The organism is Streptomyces sp. NPDC107528 (assembly GCF_055639295.1).
This window is the reverse complement of sequence record NZ_JBVKAV010000017.1, coordinates 78,716-98,737: the sequence shown is the minus strand read 5'-3', so window position 1 is coordinate 98,737 and position 20,022 is coordinate 78,716. Positions and strand designations below refer to the sequence as shown.

Below are 20,022 nucleotides of genomic sequence, written 5' to 3'. Positions count from 1 at the left end.
GAATCCCTCCCTGACTCGCCTCCCTGGCTCTGACCTGCACGAATGATCGTTCAGGGAGGCAGGGAGGCACCCTAGGTCAGACCCCTGAGACCCCCTCCACAGCGCACCCCCAAGGGGGTGCGTCTGCCTCCCTGACCCTGCACCGGAAGGGATTCCGCATGTACCCCGAGCCTGTCCATCACGCGCCCTACGAGCGGGCCGTGGAAGTCCACCAGCCCAGCCCCATCACCCCCGCCGCCGTGACGCCCGCTCCGCTCGTTGCCGTCCAGCCGGGCCACGTCCCGGCGGTGGCGAGCGTGGTCCTGCCGGACGGCCGCGTGGTCACCGGCTACGCCATGAGCCCCATGCAGCCCGAACCCGTCGCCGCCAAACCGGTGGTCTCCCGCGCGGCGGTGAATGTCGCCCTCGGGGGCGTCGGATTCCTCGCCGTGTGCAGCGGCCTGCTGCTGCTCACCACGTTCATCACCGCACTCACCGCGCTGATCACTCAGCTGATCACGCTCGCCGCCGTGCTCTTCGGCGGATTCGTCGCCGTGCAGATCTTCAAACCGGCTGGCGCCAAGAGCGGCAACACCTTCCACATCCGCAAAGCGATCTTCAAGCGCAACCACTTCAACGGCTGACAGGAGCCTTCGTGTTCGAGATCCGGATCATCTGCGACCCCGCCGACACCGACGACATCCTGACCGCGCTCGACACCGCCTTCACGGCCGGGCCCGCCCGCCACTACCCGGGACGGGAAGGCCAGCACCGCGTCTACGTCCGCGCCGACCACAAGCACACCCCCGAGCCGGACGTCACCGACTGGCCCAACGTCACCCAGGCATACGCCACCGCGCCCGACCCCGGCGGCGAGCTGGTCTGGCTCAGCAACACCGAGGACCGCGGGCGGGAGTGGCTGCTGCGTCGCGCCGCCCTCATGGACCGCATGGCCAGTGGCCTCATTCCCGGCTACACCGCTAGGGGCAGCAGCGCCCTGGATCTGGCCTCCCGGCTGATGGGCCTCGACGGGGCCGTCGTGGGCTGCAACCCGCGGGCCTACGTCCGCCAGCAGTACGCCACCTGGCAACAGCAGCAGCGCGGCGCCCGCGGCGCCACTGACCGCGGCCTCACCAACCCGGGCGACGACTGCGGACAGGCGCCCTGCGTCTGCGGACCCAAGGCGCCCTTCTAGCTACGCCAAGGGCGGCCCCTCCGTCTCGCCAAAGTCGCGGGGCCGCCCTTGTCCACCTGCCATCTACAGACCTGTGGAGGTCTCCCAGCATGACGCAACCGACCGACAATCGGGGAGAGCACCTGCGTGCCGCTCTCTCCCTGGCGGCCTCCGGCGTGCCGGTACTGCCGTTACGAGCCGGGAAGGTGCCGTTCAGCAACTGCCGGGCCTGCGCGAAGAACGTGTGCGGTGGCCGGCCGAACATGAAGACTCCCGGCCCCTGCACCTGCCCCCGCCCGTGCCACGGCTGGGCCGCCGCCACCACCGACCCGACCGTCATCAACGCGCCCACGTGGCGGCAGGCGTGGCGTGAAGCGGCAGCCGTCGCCTACCACCCCGGCGGCGCCGGCCTCACCGTCGTGGACCTCGACAGCACGGACGCCATCGACTGGGCCCGCGCCACCCTGCCCGCCACGCGGACCGTGCAGACGACGCGCGGTGAGCACTGGCTCTACGAGGGCGCGATGCAGTCCGCCAACGCCGTACGGCCCGGGACCGACATCAAGTCCCTTATGCAATACGCCCGTTGGCTCGCCCCCGGCGAAGGCGCCACGGCCCCTCTGCCGGACGCTGTGCGCGCCTTGGTGGTAAAGCAGCCGTCTGCGGCCCGTAGGGCGCCACAGGCGCTCACAGCGCCCGTACCGGGCATTCGGGGCGTATGCCCGCACCGCACACCCACCTACCTGAACCGTGGCCTTGCCATGGCAGAAGCACGCATCACCGCCGCACGCAGCGAGATCCACGCAACGGTCTACCGCACGTTTCTCGCGGTGCTGTCCACCCACGGCGGTTGCGGCTGCCTCACCGAAACGCACGTCGCCCGGCTGTTCACCGCAGCACAGGCCAAGGGCGAGAGCCCCCGGCACTGCACCGACGCGTGGGCCAACGCCCGTACCAGGTTGGGACTGTGACCATGTCCGACGACGAGAAGAACCCTGCTCGCGAGGTCATCGCCGACTACGCGCACTCCCACTTCCGCTACTTCCGCACCGCCGACGGCACCGTCTACGCACAGAAGAACGGCCACCCCGTGGCCCGCCCGATCCGCTCCCAGGGCACCACCGGCAGCCACCGCCAGGAACTCATGGTCGGCCTCTTCAGGGACGGGGTCGGCGTGTTCAACGGGACCGCGCTCAAGGAGGCGTTGGACTTGATCGAAGCACTCGCGCTGTCCGAGGACGTACAGCCCGTGCACATCCGCGTTGCCCCGGGCTTCGACGGGGCGACGTGGCTGGACCTGGGCCGAGCCGACGGGCAGTCCGTTCGTATCCACCCGACCGGATGGGACATCCGTGTTCCCGACCCGCGGGAAGTGTGCTGGCGGCGCACCCAGCTCACCGGGGAACTGCCCCTGCCTGCCCGGGACACGAACGGCAAGGGAATCGACAGTCTGCTGAGGCTGTGCAACTTCGCCACAGCGGAGACCGAGTGCCTGGCCATCGCGTGGCTCATCGGCTGCCTCGGGCCGTCCGTTCCCGTGCCCGCCCCCTTCCTCACCGGCCCCCAGGGCGCCGGCAAGTCCACCGGCGGACGCATGCTCGTCCGCATCATCGAGGGCATGACCGGTGACCTGCGCCGCGCCCCCAAGGATGAGGAGAACCTGATCGCAGCGGTCGCGGCAGGGTGGGTGACCGCGCTGGACAACCTCTCCTACATGACGCCGGACCTCTCCGATGCGATGTGCTGCATCGTGACCGGAGCCGAGAGCGTCAAGCGCGCCCTGTTCACCGATGGGGACGTCTTCCGTCTGGGCTACCGCCGCCCCCTGCTTCTGACCGGCATCGACGTCGGCGTCATCAAGCCCGACCTCGCCGAACGGCTCCTGCCGCTGCGCCTGGAACGACCCAAGGTGCGGCGCACGGAGGCCGAACTGTGGACGGAGTACGCAGCGGTGCTGCCCGTCGTCCTCGGCTCGCTCCTGGACCTCACGGTCAAGGTCCGCGCCGTGGACGCGGAGACACCCACCGACCTGCGCATGGCGGACTTCGCCCACCTGTGCGCGCAGTTCGACGGCGCCACCGGTCTGGGGGCACTCGCCGCGTACCGGGCCAGTCTCGACGACCTCAACGACGACGTCATCGAAGGCGACCTGCTGGCACAGACCGTCCTGCGCCACGCCGACACCATCGAACCGGGCGAGGCACAGCGGATGACGTCCACCGAATGGCTGCACTGCCTCAACCGCCTCTACAGCGGCGAGGAACTCCGCGCGCTGCCCAAGGGGTGGCCGACCACCGGCAAAGTCCTCTCCGACCGCCTCAAGCGCCTCCAGCCCACCCTGGCCGCCCGGGGTGTCCTCATCGACTCCGGGCGCACCAAAGAGGGCCGCTACCTCGAAATGACCCGCACCCCCACCGCACCCCAGCACGAGCAGCAAACGTTCTGACCGCACCCGTGACAAGCAAGAAGAGCACCACTCGCCGGGCAGGTGCTCTTCTTGCTGTTCGGCGCAGTGGCGCCGCCCGTAGGACGTGCCGCGCAGCGGCTCCTTCTTCACGTCCTGAGATGCACCGCACCACTACAGACACCCCCTCCCTTTTTTCCTAAGTAGGGAAAGCCTGCGTCACCTGCGTCACCGACACCCCGCAAACGGCACGCGACCTGCGCAGACACGGGTGACGCAGAGCCCCTTCGGCTGCGTCATCGTGCGTCACCTGCGTCACCGATGACGGACAGCCTGCGTCACCGATGACGCACCACCACGACGCTGCGTCACCAAAAAACCGCAGGTCAGACCCCATGAATGACGCAGGTGACGCGATGACGCAGAAATCCGCACCTCGGACACACACGCGCCCTCGCCTGCACCCCACCCCGGACATGAGGAGTCACCAGCAATGGCCACCGAAGAGCCGACCGACCCGCGCGCCCTCCTGCGCGGCGGACTCCCGGACTGCTACCTGACCCCCGAAGACCTGGTCGTCATGTTCAAGCTGCCGAGCGTCGAGACCGTCTACCAGTGGCGACGCAAGCGCATCGGCCCGCCCGGCTTCCGCATCGGCAAACACATTCGCTACGACCCCACCGACGTACGTGCCTACGTCACCCAACGCAAGGGCGCCGACCAGACCGCCGCCTGACGCAGCTCAAGCGCACAGCTCAGCACCCCAGGGAGGGCCACTCAGTGGCCCTCCCTCTCCCATGGTCCAGAAGGGACTACCACCACATGGCTGGCCACATCTTCGACCGCTGGATCAAGACCACCACCGACGCCGACGGCAAGACCGTCCGCGTCAAGACCGACCGTTATGGCACGGGGATGCGCTACCAAGCCCGCTACCTCACGCCCGACGGCAAGCGAAAGAACAAGTCCTTCCCCGACGGACAGAAGCGCCTTGCCGAACAGTGGCTGAGCGCCATGCAGGCGGACGTGGCCCGCGGCGACTTCATCGACCCGAACGCGTCCCGTACGACCTTCCAGGAGTTCGCGGAGAAGTGGCTCGTGAGCCAGAGCGGCGACCCCAACACCCGGGCGTCGATGGAGTCTCAGCTCAAGCTGCACGCCTTCCCCCGCATCGGGGCGCGTCAGCTCGGATCGTTCCAGCCGAGCCACATCCGGGAGTTCGTGACGCAGCTCGAAGCGTCCGGCATGTCCGGCGCGTACGCCCGCGTCATCTTCTCCAACGTCCGCGCCGTACTCTCCGCTGCCGTAGAGGACGGATGCCTACGCCGGAACCCCTGCAACTCGCACACGGTGACCCCGCCGGCCATCGGTGCGCGCCGCGTCGTCCCCTGGGAGCCTGAGCGCGTCTTCGCCATGCGGGCCGCCATGGTCGACCGCTTCCGACCGATGGTCGACGTGGGCGCCGGATGCGGCCTGCGGCAAGGGGAGATCCTCGGACTGTCCGTCGATGACATCGACTTCGACAACGGCACCGTGCACGTCGTACAGCAACTCAAGCTGAGCCTGAGCAAGGCAGTGTTCGCGCCCCCCAAGGGCGGCAAGCTCCGTGACGTGCCACTGCCCGACCCCGTGGCAGAGGCGCTACAGAAGCACATCAAGCGGTTCCCGCCTGTGGAGATCAAGCTCCCCTGGATGCGGGCGAACGGCCAGCCGGTAACGCGGCGGCTCATCTTCACGGGCCCCAACGGCGGACACGTCTGGCGTACGTCGCTGAACGAAGACCACTGGAAGCCCGCTCTCGCCAAGGCAGGCGTCATCCCGAAAGCCAAGAGCCGCGAGCACGCCGCCGCCCGCGAGCACGGCATGCACGCGCTACGGCACTTCTACGCGTCCGTGCTCCTGGACGCCGGAGAGAGCATCAAGGCGCTCGCTGAGTACCTCGGTCACTCGGACCCAGGGCTGACGCTGAAGGTGTACGCGCACCTCATGCCGAGCAGCCGCGAGCGGGCCCGGAAGGCTCTCGGGCAAGCTCTCCGGCCTCAAGATCACAAGGACTGAGGTTCCAGGGAGGTTCCAGACCATGAAAATGCCCCCGAGTCGCGCCGTATGCGCAGCTCAGGGGCATGATCACAAACCCTACTTCTTCTTGCCCTGGTTCTTGACCGCCTCGATGGCCGCCGCAGCGGCCTCCGGGTCCAGGTACTTGCCGCCCGGCGTCACCGGGTTGAAGTCGGCGTCGAGTTCGTAGTACAGCGGGATGCCCGTCGGGATGTTCAGGCCCGCGATGTCGGCGTCGGAGATGCCGTCGAGGTGCTTGACCAGGGCGCGCAGCGAGTTGCCGTGGGCGGCGACCAGGACCGTGCGGCCGGTCAGGAGGTCGGGGACGATGCCGTCGTACCAGTACGGGAGCATGCGGACGACGACGTCCTTCAGGCACTCCGTGCGGGGGCGCAGCTCCGGGGGGATCGTCGCGTAGCGGGGGTCCGACGCCTGTGAGAACTCCGAGTTGTCGTCGAGCGGCGGCGGCGGGGTGTCGTAGGAGCGGCGCCACAGCATGAACTGCTCCTCGCCGAACTCGGCGAGGGTCTGGGCCTTGTCCTTGCCCTGGAGGGCGCCGTAGTGGCGCTCGTTCAGGCGCCAGCTGCGGTGGACCGGGATCCAGTGGCGGTCGGCCGACTCCAGCGCCAGCTGGGCCGTGCGGATCGCCCGCTTCTGGAGGGACGTGTGGACCACGTCGGGGAGGAGATCGGCGTCCTTCAGGAGCTCGCCACCGCGGACTGCCTCCTTCTCGCCCTTCTCGTTGAGGTTGACGTCCACCCAGCCGGTGAACAGGTTCTTCGCGTTCCATTCGCTCTCGCCGTGGCGGAGGAGGATCAGCTTGTACGGTGCGTCGGCCATGCGTCCGAGCGTAATCCACGGCTTTGGCCGGGTGCTCCCCGCGCCCGAGGAGCGGACGGTTGACGGGATCTGTTAATTCAATGGTCCCTTCGGCAGGCGTGCTTGTAAGTTGCGGATACCTGCTGAGCCACTTACATCCGGCTGCGTGTCGCGCGCATCCGGGTACATCCGGGGGACCCCCTATGCCACTCGCCGCCCTGAGACGTGCCACCCGGGAGACCGTCTCCGGGCTCCCCCGCGAGTTCTGGTGGCTGTGGACGAGCACGCTGGTCAACCGGCTCGGGGCGTTCGTCGCCACCTTCATGGCCCTGTACCTCACCCTCGACCGCGGCTACTCCGCCACGTACGCCGGTCTCGTGGCCGCGCTGCACGGTCTCGGCGGGGTCGTCTCGTCGATCGGGGCCGGGGTCATGACCGACCGGCTCGGGCGGCGGCCCACCCTCCTCGTCGCCCAGGCGTCCACCGCCGTCTCCGTGGCCGTGCTCGGGTTCGTGCACCACCCCGTGGCCATCGCCGCCGTGGCGTTCGTCGTCGGTGCCGCCTCCAACGCCTCCCGCCCCGCGGTGCAGGCGATGATGGCCGACATCGTCCGGCCCGAGGACCGGGTGCGCGCCTTCTCCCTCAACTACTGGGCCATCAACCTCGGGTTCGCGGTCTCCTCCATGGCCGCCGGGTTCATCGCCGAGGTCAGCTACCTCGCCGGGTTCCTGATCGAGGCGGGGATGACGGCCGTCTGCGCGGTCGTGGTGTTCGTCAAGCTCCCGGAGTCGCGGCCCGAGCGCACGAAGTCGGAGACGGCGGGTGAGGACGAGGTGCGGCTCGGGACCGTACTGCGCGACCGGCGCTTCATGGGCGTCGTCGGACTGTCCTTCCTCGTCGCCCTGATCTTCCAGCAGGGCTCGGTGGGACTGCCGGTGGCCATGGGCGAAGCCGGGTTCTCCCCCGCCGACTACGGCTTCGCCATCGCCGTCAACGGTGTCCTGATCGTCGCGCTGCAGATCCCGGTCACCCGGTTCATCGAACGCCGGGACACCGGGCGGATCCTCATCGTCTCGTCCCTTCTCGCCGGGTACGGCTTCGGCCTCACCGCCTTCGCCGGGTCGGTCGGCGTCTTCGCGCTGACGGTGTGCGTGTGGACGCTGGGCGAGATGCTGAACGCGCCCACCCAGACCGGCCTCGTCGTCCGCCTCTCCCCCGCCCAGGGACGCGGGCGCTACCAGGGCATGTACACCCTGTCCTGGTCGGTGGCGGCCCTGGTCGCTCCCCTGATGTCCGGCCTCGTCATCGACCGCTTCGGCGCCGCGTGGCTGTGGGGGCTGTGCGCGGTCGTCGGGACGGCGGCGGCGATCGGATACGGCACCCTGATGCGCCGCCTGGCCGCGGACGAACCGGCCACCGCCGGCAACCCGGCCGACGCGAAGCCGGAGGTCAGCCCGGCCGCTTGAGTAGCCGGCCACGCGGAACGTCGGCGATGGGGGCGGCGGCGCGGCGATGCGCACGGCGGCCCGGGAATGCCTCGCAGCCTCACGGATGCATCCGCGCCCCCTTGACCACCTTGTCCACCGCGTTCCTCGGCCCGTACACCGCCAGACCCACCAGATCCAGCTCGCCCGTCGGCACCGCCCGTACCGCCGCCCGGTTGTCGCGGTCGTTGCCCGTCGTGAAGAGGTCGGAGGTGAAGAGCGCGCGCGGGAGGGAGCGGGAGAGGGCGCGGGTGTGGGCCGCCGTCAGGGTCTCCTTGGTGCCCTCGAAGACCAGGACCGGCTGGCGGAACATCGGCAGGTAGGGAACGCCGTCCGCGTTCTCGTACGGCTCGCCGACCACCTCGGGAAGCTGCGTCCCCAGGCCGCTGACCAGGAACGCCGTGACGTTCAGCCGCTGCCAGGTCTCCAGGTCCTCGCGCAGCAGGACGGCGATCTTGGTGTCGAAGCGGACGGGTTCCGGGGTGCTCGTGCTCGTGTCGTTCATAGGGCGAGACTGGCGGCCGCCGTCCACCGGAGTCTTGTACGTTCTTTGCATGGCCGCCGCACGGGATCGCCAGGAGGTCTCCGCGTGGCGCCCCTCCGTTCCGGGCGTCACCGAGGTCTTCCACGCGCACTTCACCGAGTACGCGTACCCGATGCACGTGCACGAGGCGTGGACGCTGCTCATCGTCGACGACGGAGCCGTGCGCTACGACCTCGACCGGCATGAGCACGGCACCCCGCACGACACGGTGTCCCTCCTCCCGCCGCACGTCCCCCACAACGGCTCCCCCGCCACCCCGCACGGTTTCCGCAAGCGGGTCCTGTACCTGGACGGCACCCGGCTGGGGGACGACCTGATCGGGCCGGCCGTGGACTCCCCCGACCTGCGCGACCCCGTCCTGCGGCTGCGCGTCGGCCAGTTGCACGCCGCCCTCGCGCAGGCCGGCGACGAGCTGGAGGCGGACAGCAGGCTCACCCTCATCGGCGACCGGCTGCGCGCCCACCTGCGGCCGAGGACCACGGCGGACATCCCGCGGCGCGACCCCGCCCTCGCCCGCCGGCTGCGTGAACTCCTCGACGAACGCGTCGTCCAGGGCATCGCCCTCGACGAGGCCGCCGTACTCGTCCAGGCTCATCCCGCCCATCTCGTACGGTCGTTCAGCAGCGCGTACGGCATCGCCCCGCACCAGTACCTGATGTCCCGCCGCGTCGACCGTGCCCGCCGGATGCTGCTGGAGGGGGGGGTCGCCGGCCGATGTCGCCGCCGCGACCGGGTTCTACGACCAGTCCCATCTCACCCGGCACTTCCGGAAGCTGGTGGGCGTCCCGCCGGGGCGCTATCGCAGCAGCTCGCGCTGAGCGTCGTACAGGTTGCGCGGGCGTACGGCGTCCGCGGTGCCGTACAGCTCCAGTCGGGAGTGCAGGTCGCCCGCGAAGTCGGGTACGTCGATCTGGTCGAACTCCCTGACCTCGTTCAGGCCGACGGTGGCGGAGTACGGCGCCAGGCCGTCGAGGCGGATCATGCCCGCGCGGCCGTTGGTCACCCGGACGTTCCAGTGCGTGAACCGCGCTCCGAACAGCGGGCCCGCGCTCGCGTCGCCGCCGTGGCGGCCGTCGTTGTGGACGGTGATGTCGGTGCGGACGTTGGCGAAGGGCAGGCCCCGGTGGCTGTCGAACGTGCCCATCCGCATGTCGCCGCGTGACCAGACGTTGTGGGAGGACAGGCCCTCCACGTTGATGCCGTGCAACTGGGTGCCGGAGGGGGCCGGGGTCGTGCGGGCCTCGATCGTGAAGTCCTCGATCAGGTTGTCGTGCGAGCCCTCGCGGCAGAAGTAGGGGTGGTGGCTGCCGCGGCCCGCCACGCGCGTGTGCCTGAGCGTGCAGGCGGAGGCGGCCACCAGGCCGAAGCCGTTGTCGACGTGGCGGACGGTCACGTCGTCCGCCCAGCAGTCGTAGGCGCACTGGAAGACGACCCCGTTGTGGCCCTTGTCGAGGAGGTGGGGTTGCTGGGGGGTCTCGGTCGCCTCCAGGGTGAGCCCCTCGACGCCCGACCCCGCCAACTCCTGTACATGGGTGGTCAGTTGTGGATCCCACTCCGGGCGTACGTCGAGCGGGAGCGGGCGTTCGAGCGTGACCCTGCGGCCGTGGACGCGGGTGACGCGGACCGGCCATTCATAGGGGACGTACGACGTCAGCTTCGTCTTGTCGTCCCAGGTGTACGCCTCGGGGCCCGGGCCGCCGCCGCACATGTGCTCCAGCAGGGTGTGGGCGGCGTCGTCGGCCAGGCGGAGGAGGACCAGGGCGCCGGGGCGGAGTGCCGACGGATCCTTGACCGTGACGGTCAGGTCGCCCTGCCGCGCCGGCTCGACCCTCGTCAGCGGGCGCCACTCGTCGCGCCGGTTGCCCGTCCAGCCCTCGAAGGGCCAGGCCTTCGCCCTGATGGCCGCGACCAGGGAGTCCCAACGGGCCGTCGGGGCGAGCCAGATGAGGCCGCCCGCCCAGGACCAGGACGACTTGTCGCCGCCGTAGCGGGAGCCGTAGACGCCGATCAGTTCGGTGAGGCTCTTCGTCGCGAGCAGCGTCGTACGCCCGCTGCCGGCGCCGCGGAGGACCACGTTCGAGTGGCCGATGCGGATCACGTCGTCGATGCGGAACGTGCCGGGCGGGATGGTGACCGTGCCACCGCCGGCCTTTCCGGCGGCGGCGATGGCACGGTTGATCGCGGGGGCGGAGTCGGTCGTGCCGTCCGCCACGGCACCGAAGTCGCGTACGTCGGCGACGACTCGGGGGCGGGGGAGGCGGCGCGCTCCGCCGCGGTGGCCGGCCCTGCCGATGTAGGGGATCTGGGGGTGGGTGAGGGGGGCGCGGGTGAACTCGCGCCAGAGGGGCGGGACTTCTGCGGTGGCTGCGGCCGGCCGTGCGGTTCCGGTCGCGGTGCCGGTCGTCCCGGCGGTCGCGGTATCGGTCGTCGCGCCGAGCGCCACGGCCGTGGTCCCGATGAGCAGGGTCCGTCTGGTGAGATGCGCATTGCCCATGCGTCCGTACGCCCTTCCATGCGGCTCTTCATGGATGTGAACGACGTTCAGAAGTGCGGTGGCCGCGAGCATGCCACGGGCCCCTTCGGGGTGGGAAGGGGTCGTGCGGGGCGAGTTGGTGCGGACCTTTGCGACGGGCTCAGCCGGTCGCAGCCGACCGCGGTGTCAGCTCGTCGGGCGCTGCGTCAGTCCGTCGGGCGCTGCGTCAGTCCGTCGGGCGCTGGGTCAGATGTGTGAACGCGTCCAGGTTCCGAGTCGACTCGCCGCGTGCGACCCGCCACTCGTACTCCTTACGGATCGCGGACGCGAAGCCCAGCTCCAGGAGGGTGTTGAAGGCGCCGTCCGCAGCCTCCAGGACCTGGCCGAGGAGGCGGTCGATCTCGTCGGGGGTGATGGCGGCGAGCGGCAGTTTGGCCGTGACGTAGATGTCGCCGAGCGGGTCGACGGCGTAACTCACGCCGTAGAGCTTGAGGTTGCGCTCCAGGAGCCAGCGGTGGACGCCGGGCTCGTTCTCGTCGGGGTGGCGGATGACGAAGGCGTTGAGCGACAGGGAGTGGCGGCCGACGATCAGGGAGACGGTCGTCGAGAGCTTGCGGGTGCCGGGGAGCTTGACGACGTAGGTGCCGGGAGTGGGGGTCTCCCACTCCAGGTCGGCGTCCTTCAGGGCTGCCTCGACGACCTGCGATGCCTTCTGTACGTCAGCCATGGTGGGAGCGTACGCGACGCCGGTAGGCCTGGGTCGCTGCCGTGTAGACGTCCGCCGTGGCGGCCGCCGAGGTGTCCCAGCCGAAGGACTGGGCGTGCCGGGCGGCGGCCTCACCCATCCGCGGGGACAGGTGCGGGTCGTCGGCGAAGGCGCGCAGCACGTGCGCGTACTCGGCGGGGTCGTGGCCCTGGACCAGGAAGCCGGTACGGCCGTCCCTGACCGCCACCGGCAGACCGCCCACCGCGGCCGCCAGCACGGGTGTGCCGGCCGCCTGTGCCTCGATGGCCACCAGGCCGAACGATTCGCTGTACGACGGCATGACCAGCAGCGATGCCGCCCGGAACCAGTCCGCGAGCTGTTCCTGGCCGACGGGGGGACGGAACCGTACGACGTCCGCGATGCCCAGGCGTGCGGCCAGCTTCTGCAGGCCCTCGGGCTTGGCCATGCCGCTGCCGCTGGGGCCGCCGACGATCGGGACGAGGATGCGGGAGCGCAGCTCGGGGTGCTCGTCCAGGAGCACGGCCACGGCTCGCAGGAGGATGTCCGGGGCCTTGAGGGGCTGGATGCGGCCCGCGAACAGCGGGATCAGGGCGTCCTGCGGGAGACCCAGGCGGGCGCGGGCTGCGGCTCGGCCGTCGGCGGGCGAGAAACGGGTGAGGTTCACGCCGGGGTGCACGACGGCGACCTTGTCGGGGTCGGCGGCGTAGTGCCGTACGAGTTCGTCGGCCTCCTCGGCCGTGTTGGCGATCAGGCGGTCGGCGGCCGTGACGATCTGGGTCTCGCCGATGACGCGGGCGGCGGGCTCAGGGGTGTCGCCGTCGGCCAGGTTGGCATTCTTGACCTTGGCCATGGTGTGCATGGCGTGCACCAGGGGGGCGCCCCAGCGCTGGGCGGCGAGCCAGCCGACGTGGCCCGAGAGCCAGTAGTGGGAGTGGACCAGGTCGTAGTAGCCGGGGCGGTGGCCGGCCCAGGCCTGCATCACACCGTGCGTGAAGGCGCACAGCTGGGCGGGGAGGTCCTCCTTGTTGAGTCCCTCGTAGGGGCCCGCGTCGATGTGGCGGACCAGGACGCCGGGGGCGAGCTCGACGGTGGGCGGGAGGTCCGTGGCCGTCGTGCGCGTGAAGATCTCCACCTCGATGTTGATCGCGGCGAGGCGCTGCGCGAGCTCGACGATGTAGACGTTCATGCCGCCGGCGTCGCCGGTGCCGGGCTGGTGGAGCGGGGAGGTGTGCACGGAGAGCATGGCGACGCGGCGGGGGCGGCGGTGGAGCCTGAGTCGTGAGGGGGCCGCCGGGGAGCGGTGCCTGAGCCTGCTGACGTACTGGCTCACGTGGCGTTCCTCCTTGGCTACGGGCATGCCTGCTGGAGGGTGCGAGCGCCCTCCAAGGCGGTGCAACGCCGGAGGGAGGGGTTCCCATTCCTGGTGGGGTGGTTTTTGCCGAGGCATTACCGGGTGTCGCTCAACTGTTCGGGGTCCGGGTGCGTGGGGGTGGCTGGTGCGTGGGGGTGGCTGGTGCGGATGCCTGTGGCGGTTGGTGGGGGTTCGCGTCGGGCCTGCGAGTGCGTTGTGGGTCGGGGCCGTGCCCGGGGCTGCGTCCTCGGTCGGGCGGTTGCCGTCGGGCAAGAGGGGCTGTCTCCTGACGCCCGCCGCTGCGGGCGGACACCCCCCGGCACATCCCCTGCTCGCCGTTGCGCCAATGCGGGTGGCGTTCCGCCTGATGGCGGCCACTTACCCTCGTATGCATGACATCCCGCGCCTCCGCCCGCCCCGTGGGCACCGTTACGCGCGGGACCACGAATCCGAATCGGCTGCGCCGTATGGATCGCTGGATCGCCGTCACGCACGGCGCGGAGCTGCGGCGGGCCGGGGATGCCGTCGCGGTCGACCTCGGGTACGGCGCTGCTCCCTGGACGGCCGTGGAGCTGCTCGGCCGGCTGCGTTCCGTCGCGCCACGCGCGCGTGTGGTCGGCGTGGAGATCGAGCCGGCGAGGGTCGCGGCCGCGAAGCCGTATGAGCGGGAGGGGCTGGTCTTTCGGCACGGCGGGTTCGAGATCCCGGTCGTACAGCGGCCTCTGCTCGTGCGCGCCGCCAATGTGCTGCGGCAGTACGAGGAGGACCAGGTCGCCGGGGTGTGGGAGCGGCTGTGTGCACGGCTCGCGCCGGCCGATCCGGTGACGGGGACGCGTGGCGGACTGCTTGTGGAGGGGACCTGCGACGAGATCGGGCGCCGGCATGTGTGGGTCGCGCTCGGGCCGGAGGGGCCGCGGACGGTGACCTTCGCTACCCGGCTGGGCTCGCTGGAGCGGCCGTCGGACCTCGCCGAGCGGCTGCCGAAGGCACTGATCCATCGCAACGTCCCCGGCGAACCGGTCCATGCCTTCCTGCGCGACTTCGACCGCGCCTGGGCGGCCGCAGCGCCCTACGCCTCGTACGGGGCACGCCAGCGGTGGATCCGCGCGGTGCGGGACCTCACGGCCGACTGGCCGGTGACGGACGGGCCGGCGCGGTGGCGGCAGGGGGAAGTGACGGTGCGGTGGGAGGCGTTGGCGCCGGCGGCGGGCGTTGGCGCCGGGGGCTGATTCGGGCCGCTGACTGACCATGCGTCTGCGGGCTTGCGTTTCCGCGCCGGCGGACTGCGGGCCTACGACTCTGCGCGCTCCCGCCCCCCAACTCCCCCTGACTCACCACACCGGGGGTGGAACGATCTCCGGGAGTTGTTCGTCACAAAGGCGGGGAGATCGGCGTGACGAGGAGGGAACGGGGGGAAGCAGACCTCTGTCACTTTGCGCGTCGTCGTGGCACGATCCCCCGGACGTTCTATGTTACTGACGGGACATCAGTTTGGGGGTAGTGGTATGGGTTCGGGCAAGCGCGGCCTGATCGCAGCGGCTGTGACCGTCGTCTGTGCGGTCACCGTACTCGCGGCACCAGGCACGGCCTTCGCGGCACCCTCACCCACTCCGAGCACGTCTCCCTCCTCGTCGACGCCGGCCACCGTGTCGAACAAGGACCTTGAGGCCGTTCGCAAGAAGCTGGAGAAGCTCTACCACGACGCGGCCGTCGCCACCGACGAGTACAACGCCGCCGAGGAGGCGGCCGAGAAGCAGTCCGCCGAGATCGTCTCCCTGGCGAAGAAGATCGTCAAAGGTCAGGAGAAGCTCGCCGAGCTGAGGAAGCGCGCGGGCGCCGCGGCCGCCGCCCAGTACCGCTCCGGCGGGCTGCCCGACGAGGCGCACCTGATGCTCAGCGACGACCCGCAGGCGTTCCTCGACGGCACCGGCCGGGTGCTGCAGGGCCAGCGCGCGACCAAGGGGCTGCTCGCGGAAATGACCCGCACCCAGCAGGACTTGGAGCAGTACGCCAAGGACGCCTCCGCCCAGTGGCAGAAACTGGAGGCGGGGCGCAAGGCCAAGGCCGCCGCCAAGAAGAAGATCAAGAAGCAGATCGCGGCCGCCGAAGACCTCGAATCCCAGCTGGAGGAGGAGGAAAAGGAACGCCTCGCCGAGCTGGAGGAGCAGGCCGCCTACAAGGCCCAGACCGCCTGGCTGGACTCCGGCATCCTGAAGGACATCAAGGGCAAGGCCTCCAAAAAGGGCCGGGAGGCGCTTGAGTACGCCACGGCCCAGTTGGGCAAACCGTACGAATGGGGTGCCGAGGGGCCCAAGACGTACGACTGTTCGGGCCTGACGTCACAGGCCTGGGCCAGCGCCGGGCGCGGTATTCCGCGGACCTCGCAGGAGCAGTGGAAGCAGCTCAAGCGCATCGACATCAAGGACATGCGCCCCGGCGACCTCATCATCTACAACGCCGACGCCAGCCATGTCGCCATGTACGTCGGCGACGGCGCGATCGTCCACGCCCCGCGCCCCGGGCGGACGGTGACGGTCGCGGGGGCCGGCACGATGCCGATCCTCGGGGTGGTTCGGCCTGATGCGTAGGCATTGGGGCGACTTGTGATGTCTGGGACGTACTGGTCGGCCCTGCGGGTGGATATGGGCGCTTATGGCAGGCACCCCAGGGGACTTGTGACCGGGGACTCGTGACCCGCACCACGTGACCCACTCCACGTGGGGCCGGCGCCAAACCGTGCATCGACGTGACCTTCGTCATCCCCGCCCCTCGGCCACCCTGTCCAACTGCGGTACGGAACGCGGCATATGACAGTGGCCAGCTTCCATACGGCGTGCCCCACACCATTCCGCTGCGGCGCCGACAACCGCTATGGTCCCCGTCGGTGGATCGAGGTCCCTCGTTCGCACCATGCCCTCGGGGGGAGGGAAGGAAGTCAAGACGATGCCCGTACCCATACCGCGGCAGAGAGCGATCCCGGCCGTGGAGAGTGGTCAGGCGCCGGCCGCATCCCCAGGCGGCTCCTCCATGGAAGAGGCTCCGCGTAAGGAATCAAAGGTCGAGAACAACACCCACACCAATCTCACGCTGCTGCTGATCGAGGACGATCCCGGTGGCTCCACGGTCGTGCCCGAGATGCTCGACGCGGCCGGCAAGCCGATCCGCGTGCGCACCGCCCGCAACCTCACCGAGGCCGGACGGCTGCTCACCGACGACGTCCACTGCATCCTGCTGGACCTCGCGCTGCCCGCGCCCGGCCGGACCGACGAGGAGGACGAGCTGGGTGTGCTCAAGCACGTACTGGAGCTCGCGCCTCGGCACGCCGTCCTCGCGCTCACCGCGTCCGGTGACGCCGAGCGCGGCGCAGAGGCCGTGCGCGTCGGTGCGCAGGACTACCTCTTCCGGGACGAGCTGGACGCCCGACTGCTGAGCCGGGCGATCCGGTACGCGGTGGAGAGGAAACGTTCCGACACGGCCGAGCGCCGACTGGCCGAAGGCCGTCTGCGGGCCCAGGAGAACCGCCGTCTGGAGCGCGGTCTGCTGCCGACGCCGCTGCTGGAGGGCTCGTCGCTGCGGTTCGCCGCGCGCTACCGCCCGGGGCGGTCACGCGCCCTGCTCGGCGGTGACTTCTACGACGTCGTGCGCACCGCGGACGGCACGGTGCACGCCATGATCGGCGACGTCTGCGGCCATGGGCCCGACGAGGCCGCGCTCGGTGTGGAGCTGCGGATCGCCTGGCGGGCGCTGACGCTGGCGGGGCTGTGCGGGGACGAGCTGCTGGGCACGCTGCAGCAGGTCCTGGAGCATGAGCGGGCCGACGACGAGATCTTCGCGACGCTGTGCACGGTGGATATCGCGCCGGACGGCCGGCGTGCCGGGCTGTGCCTGGCGGGTCACCCGTCTCCCCTGCTCGCCCGGCCCGGGCGGGCTGCGCGGCTGCTGCCGTACGACAACAACGGGCCCGCTCTCGGGCTGCTGCCCGGGGCCCGGTGGCCTCGGATGCAGGTGGAGTTGGGGGCGGAGTGGAGCCTGATGCTCTACACCGACGGCCTCATCGAGGGCCGGATCGGCGAGGGCCGGGAGCGGCTGGGCCAGGACGGGATGGTGGAGATGGTGCGGCGGCAGCTCTCGGAGGGGCTGCGCGGGGAGGCGTTGCTGCGGGCCGCCGTCAATGAGGTCCGGAACCTCAATGGGGGCGAGCTGGCGGACGACGTGGCTGTGCTGTTGCTCGACCGGACGGTGTGAGCGGGCGCGCGTCGCGGGTGAGCGAAGGCGGGGCACGCGAGGGCGGGGCGCGATCCCGGCTCTGACGTCCGCCGACTGCTGGTGTGTGGTGGCTGGTCGCGCCCTCGCGGCGGCGCCGCACATCGATACGGCCCCGCCCCTTACGGGGCGCTGCCGCTCGGGGTGTTGATCAGCGGCCGCCGTTCCACGGGCCGTAGGGGCCGTCGCTGCTGGAGCCGCCCCTTCTGCTGCGGCCGCCGCCGGGCAGGCTCTTGATCGCGGGGCGTACGTCCACCATGTACACGATCGTCGCGATGAGGCCGATGATCGGCAGGAACGACAGGATGTTGAAGATCAGGTTCACCACGAAGGCGAGCCCGAGGATGAGCAGCCAGAACGGCTTGGTCTTCTTGTCCGCCGCGCGGTAGGCGTCCTCGCGGCGAGTGGCCGCATCGATCAGTGCGAAGCCGCTGAAAAGGATCAGGGCCATACTCAGCAGCCACATGAACCCCGCGAAGCCCTGCATCAGCACAACGTCCACCACCCGACTCGGCTCTTACCTACGCGCTCACCGTACCCGCAACCGCAAGCCGGCTACCCGAACAACGGGCCGAGCACTCCGTAAGTGCCCGACCCGTGTTCTGCGGCCCCTTTTCACCTGTCCGTGTTACTTGGCGGGCGGCGTCGTCTTCTTGGCGACGGGCTTGCGCGCCGGAGCCTTCTTGGCGGCGGGCTTCTTCGCCGACGCGGCCTCGGCGACCGGCTGGGTCTGGGCGGGCTTGGCCTCGGCCTTGTCCTCCTTGACCTCGACCGGCTCGGCCTTCGGCTCGACGGCGATGGCGAGCTCCTCGATCTCCTCGGCGGCCTCGCCACGCCAGGTCTTCACGGTCTGCTCGCCGTGCTCGGCGACCTTCTCGTAGGCCTCGCGGGCCTTCACGGCGTACTCGGCGGCGACACCGATGGTGCGCAGCGCGAAGTCCTGGGCGCTCTCGCCGAACTTCTTCAGGTCGGCGTCGAGGCTGGTGCCGAGCTTCTTGACGTCCGCGTCCAGGTTGCTGCCGAACTTCTTGAAGTCGGCGTCCAGGCTGCTGACGAACTCGTTGACCTTGGTCTGGAGGCTCTCCTGCGCCTCCTTGGCCTTGGCACCTGCCTCCTTGGCGCGGGCGGTGGCCTTGTCCTGGACGGCCTTCGGGTCGGTGTTGCGAACGGCCTCGAACCTGGCCGGCGCCTGGGAGCGCAGCTGCTCCACCAGGCTGGGTACCTTCCGGGCCTGCTGGAGGGCGAGGTCGGCGGTGCCGGCGGCGAAGTAGAGCGGGGTCGGGTCGCTGAGGGTCTTACGCAGGTCGTCGGTGATGGCCATGGTGGGTGGTCCTCCCGGGTTGCTTTTCAGGTGAGGGTTTTGGGTCCCGCGGTCGGCCTGCCGGTGTGCGTGGTCAGCCGGCCGACTGCCGGGGGTTGTTCGGGTTCTCCGGGTCGGCGTCGCTGCCGTCGGACGTAGAGGTCGTGCGGGTACGGCGCGCGGCGGGCTTACGGCCGCCGGCCTTGGCATTGCTGCCGTCCGTGCGGGTCTTACGGCGGCGGCGTACGGCGGCGTCACTGCCCTGAGCGTCCGCCGCGTCGTCGCCGTCGTCGCCCTGGCCGTCGCTCTGCCGGGAGTCCACCGGACCGTGGTCCGTCGAGACGGCCTGGGCCGGTTCGACCGCTTCGACCGCCTCGATCACCTCGGCGGCCACATGTGCCTCGTCGATCTCGTCCGCCTCGGGGGGTATCCCGAACCCGTTCTCCTTGCGGAAGGATTCGTAGATCTGGAGCAGCACCTGCTTCTGCCGCTCGTTCAGCGTGGGATCGGCGATGATGACGGCGCGCGTCTCCACCTCGTCCCGGTCCCGCTCGGCGTCGAGGATGCCGGCCCGCACATACAGCGTCTCGGCGGAGATCCGCAGGGCCTTGGCGACCTGCTGCAGCACCTCCGCGCTCGGCTTGCGCAGCCCGCGCTCGATCTGGCTCAGATACGGATTGGACACCCCGGCGGCATCGGCGAGTTGCCGCAACGACAGCTGCGCATTGCGCCGCTGGTCGCGCAGGTACTCACCGAGATTGCCGACGTTGAGCGATGCCATGCCTCCACCTTGCCCCACCCTCGCTAACTATTGCAAGCACCTGCTTGCAAAAGTGCGCCACACCACGTGACGGCCACTCAGATGGGCCATACCGCCGTCGATGCCCGTTCCCGGCGGCCCTGTCCGGCGCGATGGCCGGTCGACGTCCCGCCGGAGGCCCCAGGTGGATGTGCGCGAGGCCCTTGCGGGCGCAGGCGGAGAGATCGAGGCTCTCCTCAACCCCCAGTCAGCTGCTGACGATGCAGAAGGGATGCCCGGCCGGATCGGTGAGAACCCGCGCCCTGGCGGCATCGTGAGGCTGGTGGTCCGGCTTGCCCGCGCCCAGTTCCAACAGCCGAGCCTCGGCCTCCGCCAAGTCCTCCTCGACCTTGAAGCAGATGTGAAGCTGCTGGGGGACGGTCTGGTCAGGCCAGCGCGGAGCCCGGTAACCGTCGACCCGTTGGAAGCCGATGCAGAGTCCGTCCTCACGGTTGAGACCGGCGAAGTCGGCGTCCGACTTCGGGTGGGGTTCGAGGCCCGTGGCCTGCTGATAGAACGCCGCCAGAGCCAGCGGATCAGGGCAGTCGAGTGTGATCGCGCTCGACTCCATCCGCAGGGGCATGACACCTCCGGGGCCGCCCGGCGGACTTCCGCAATGAAGATCCCAGAACGGCATCTGCCGCCCG

19 protein-coding genes and 1 pseudogene are annotated in these 20,022 nt (G+C 70.2%); 11 read left to right on the top strand and 9 right to left on the bottom strand.

Going from position 1 to position 20,022, the window contains the following annotated elements; translation table 11 throughout:
• Positions 1 to 158 precede the first annotated feature (158 nt).
• The 6 genes from ACZ7L5_RS41175 to ACZ7L5_RS41150 all read left to right on the top strand — a co-directional run bounded on the left by ACZ7L5_RS41175 (position 159) and on the right by ACZ7L5_RS41150 (position 5,615).
• A complete protein-coding gene (locus ACZ7L5_RS41175) occupies positions 159 to 623 on the top strand; it encodes a hypothetical protein (RefSeq protein ID WP_471523746.1) in 465 nt (154 codons plus the stop codon).
• Between the two features lie 11 nt (positions 624 to 634).
• Positions 635 to 1,174 (top strand): hypothetical protein, encoded by a 540-nt coding sequence (locus ACZ7L5_RS41170; RefSeq protein ID WP_471523744.1) that lies wholly within the window; start codon positions 635 to 637, stop codon positions 1,172 to 1,174.
• 89 nt (positions 1,175 to 1,263) lie between these two features.
• Positions 1,264 to 2,124 carry a bifunctional DNA primase/polymerase gene (locus ACZ7L5_RS41165; RefSeq protein WP_471523742.1) on the top strand — a complete coding sequence of 287 codons (861 nt, stop codon included), beginning with the start codon at positions 1,264 to 1,266 and terminating at the stop codon, positions 2,122 to 2,124.
• Between the two features lie 2 nt (positions 2,125 to 2,126).
• Positions 2,127 to 3,599 (top strand): ATP-binding protein, encoded by a 1,473-nt coding sequence (locus tag ACZ7L5_RS41160; RefSeq protein WP_471523740.1) that lies wholly within the window; start codon positions 2,127 to 2,129, stop codon positions 3,597 to 3,599.
• Positions 3,600 to 4,050: 451 nt separating this feature from the next.
• Positions 4,051 to 4,293, top strand: a complete 243-nt coding sequence (locus ACZ7L5_RS41155; protein ID WP_471523738.1) for a helix-turn-helix domain-containing protein — start codon at positions 4,051 to 4,053, stop codon at positions 4,291 to 4,293.
• 86 nt (positions 4,294 to 4,379) lie between these two features.
• Positions 4,380 to 5,615: a tyrosine-type recombinase/integrase gene (locus tag ACZ7L5_RS41150; protein WP_471523736.1), complete on the top strand. Its 1,236-nt coding sequence runs from the start codon at positions 4,380 to 4,382 to the stop codon at positions 5,613 to 5,615.
• 78 nt (positions 5,616 to 5,693) lie between these two features.
• Here ACZ7L5_RS41150 and ACZ7L5_RS41145 read toward each other — a convergent pair whose 3' ends face one another.
• On the bottom strand, positions 5,694 to 6,455 hold the full coding sequence (locus ACZ7L5_RS41145; protein WP_328880805.1) for a phosphoglyceromutase: 762 nt from the start codon (positions 6,453 to 6,455) through the stop codon (positions 5,694 to 5,696).
• 182 nt (positions 6,456 to 6,637) lie between these two features.
• On the opposite strand from ACZ7L5_RS41145, the gene ACZ7L5_RS41140 reads away from it, so the two are divergent.
• Entirely contained in the window at positions 6,638 to 7,900 is a 1,263-nt protein-coding gene (locus ACZ7L5_RS41140) for an MDR family MFS transporter (RefSeq protein ID WP_471523734.1), read from the top strand.
• Positions 7,901 to 7,979: 79 nt separating this feature from the next.
• Here ACZ7L5_RS41140 and ACZ7L5_RS41135 read toward each other — a convergent pair whose 3' ends face one another.
• Complete coding sequence (locus tag ACZ7L5_RS41135) at positions 7,980 to 8,423, bottom strand: DUF2000 family protein (protein WP_471523732.1); 444 nt, start codon at positions 8,421 to 8,423, stop codon at positions 7,980 to 7,982.
• Positions 8,424 to 8,472: 49 nt separating this feature from the next.
• Here ACZ7L5_RS41135 and ACZ7L5_RS41130 point away from each other — a divergent pair.
• Positions 8,473 to 9,280 (top strand): annotated as a pseudogene (locus ACZ7L5_RS41130) (helix-turn-helix transcriptional regulator).
• Here the strand turns inward: ACZ7L5_RS41130 and ACZ7L5_RS41125 are convergent.
• From ACZ7L5_RS41125 to mshA, 3 genes are all read right to left on the bottom strand, one after another.
• Complete coding sequence (locus ACZ7L5_RS41125) at positions 9,259 to 10,956, bottom strand: glycosyl hydrolase family 28-related protein (RefSeq protein ID WP_471523730.1); 1,698 nt, start codon at positions 10,954 to 10,956, stop codon at positions 9,259 to 9,261. The pseudogene ACZ7L5_RS41130 and the gene ACZ7L5_RS41125 overlap by 22 nt on opposite strands.
• A gap of 205 nt (positions 10,957 to 11,161) precedes the next feature.
• On the bottom strand, positions 11,162 to 11,662 hold the full coding sequence (locus ACZ7L5_RS41120; RefSeq protein ID WP_328880800.1) for a type III secretion system chaperone family protein: 501 nt from the start codon (positions 11,660 to 11,662) through the stop codon (positions 11,162 to 11,164).
• Positions 11,655 to 12,992, bottom strand: a complete 1,338-nt coding sequence (mshA, locus tag ACZ7L5_RS41115) for a D-inositol-3-phosphate glycosyltransferase (protein ID WP_471523728.1) — start codon at positions 12,990 to 12,992, stop codon at positions 11,655 to 11,657. The genes ACZ7L5_RS41120 and mshA overlap by 8 nt, the downstream gene beginning before the upstream one ends.
• Positions 12,993 to 13,405: 413 nt before the next feature.
• On the opposite strand from mshA, the gene ACZ7L5_RS41110 reads away from it, so the two are divergent.
• The 3 genes from ACZ7L5_RS41110 to ACZ7L5_RS41100 all read left to right on the top strand — a co-directional run bounded on the left by ACZ7L5_RS41110 (position 13,406) and on the right by ACZ7L5_RS41100 (position 17,258).
• Positions 13,406 to 14,242 (top strand): class I SAM-dependent methyltransferase, encoded by an 837-nt coding sequence (locus ACZ7L5_RS41110; RefSeq protein WP_471523726.1) that lies wholly within the window; start codon positions 13,406 to 13,408, stop codon positions 14,240 to 14,242.
• Positions 14,243 to 14,518: 276 nt separating this feature from the next.
• Positions 14,519 to 15,601: a C40 family peptidase gene (locus tag ACZ7L5_RS41105; protein ID WP_471523724.1), complete on the top strand. Its 1,083-nt coding sequence runs from the start codon at positions 14,519 to 14,521 to the stop codon at positions 15,599 to 15,601.
• A gap of 355 nt (positions 15,602 to 15,956) precedes the next feature.
• Complete coding sequence (locus tag ACZ7L5_RS41100; protein WP_471523722.1) at positions 15,957 to 17,258, top strand: PP2C family protein-serine/threonine phosphatase; 1,302 nt, start codon at positions 15,957 to 15,959, stop codon at positions 17,256 to 17,258.
• 169 nt (positions 17,259 to 17,427) lie between these two features.
• On the opposite strand, the gene ACZ7L5_RS41095 is transcribed toward ACZ7L5_RS41100, so the two are convergent.
• The 4 genes from ACZ7L5_RS41095 to ACZ7L5_RS41080 form a co-directional block, all read right to left on the bottom strand.
• Entirely contained in the window at positions 17,428 to 17,763 is a 336-nt protein-coding gene (locus tag ACZ7L5_RS41095; RefSeq protein WP_328884405.1) for a DUF2516 family protein, read from the bottom strand.
• A gap of 141 nt (positions 17,764 to 17,904) precedes the next feature.
• The gene (locus ACZ7L5_RS41090; protein WP_471523720.1) at positions 17,905 to 18,597 is read right to left on the bottom strand and encodes a hypothetical protein; all 693 of its coding nucleotides are present in this window, start codon (positions 18,595 to 18,597) and stop codon (positions 17,905 to 17,907) included.
• Between the two features lie 73 nt (positions 18,598 to 18,670).
• Entirely contained in the window at positions 18,671 to 19,357 is a 687-nt protein-coding gene (locus ACZ7L5_RS41085; protein ID WP_471523719.1) for a helix-turn-helix domain-containing protein, read from the bottom strand.
• Positions 19,358 to 19,583: 226 nt separating this feature from the next.
• On the bottom strand, positions 19,584 to 19,958 hold the full coding sequence (locus ACZ7L5_RS41080) for a VOC family protein (protein ID WP_471523717.1): 375 nt from the start codon (positions 19,956 to 19,958) through the stop codon (positions 19,584 to 19,586).
• Positions 19,959 to 20,022 lie beyond the last annotated feature (64 nt).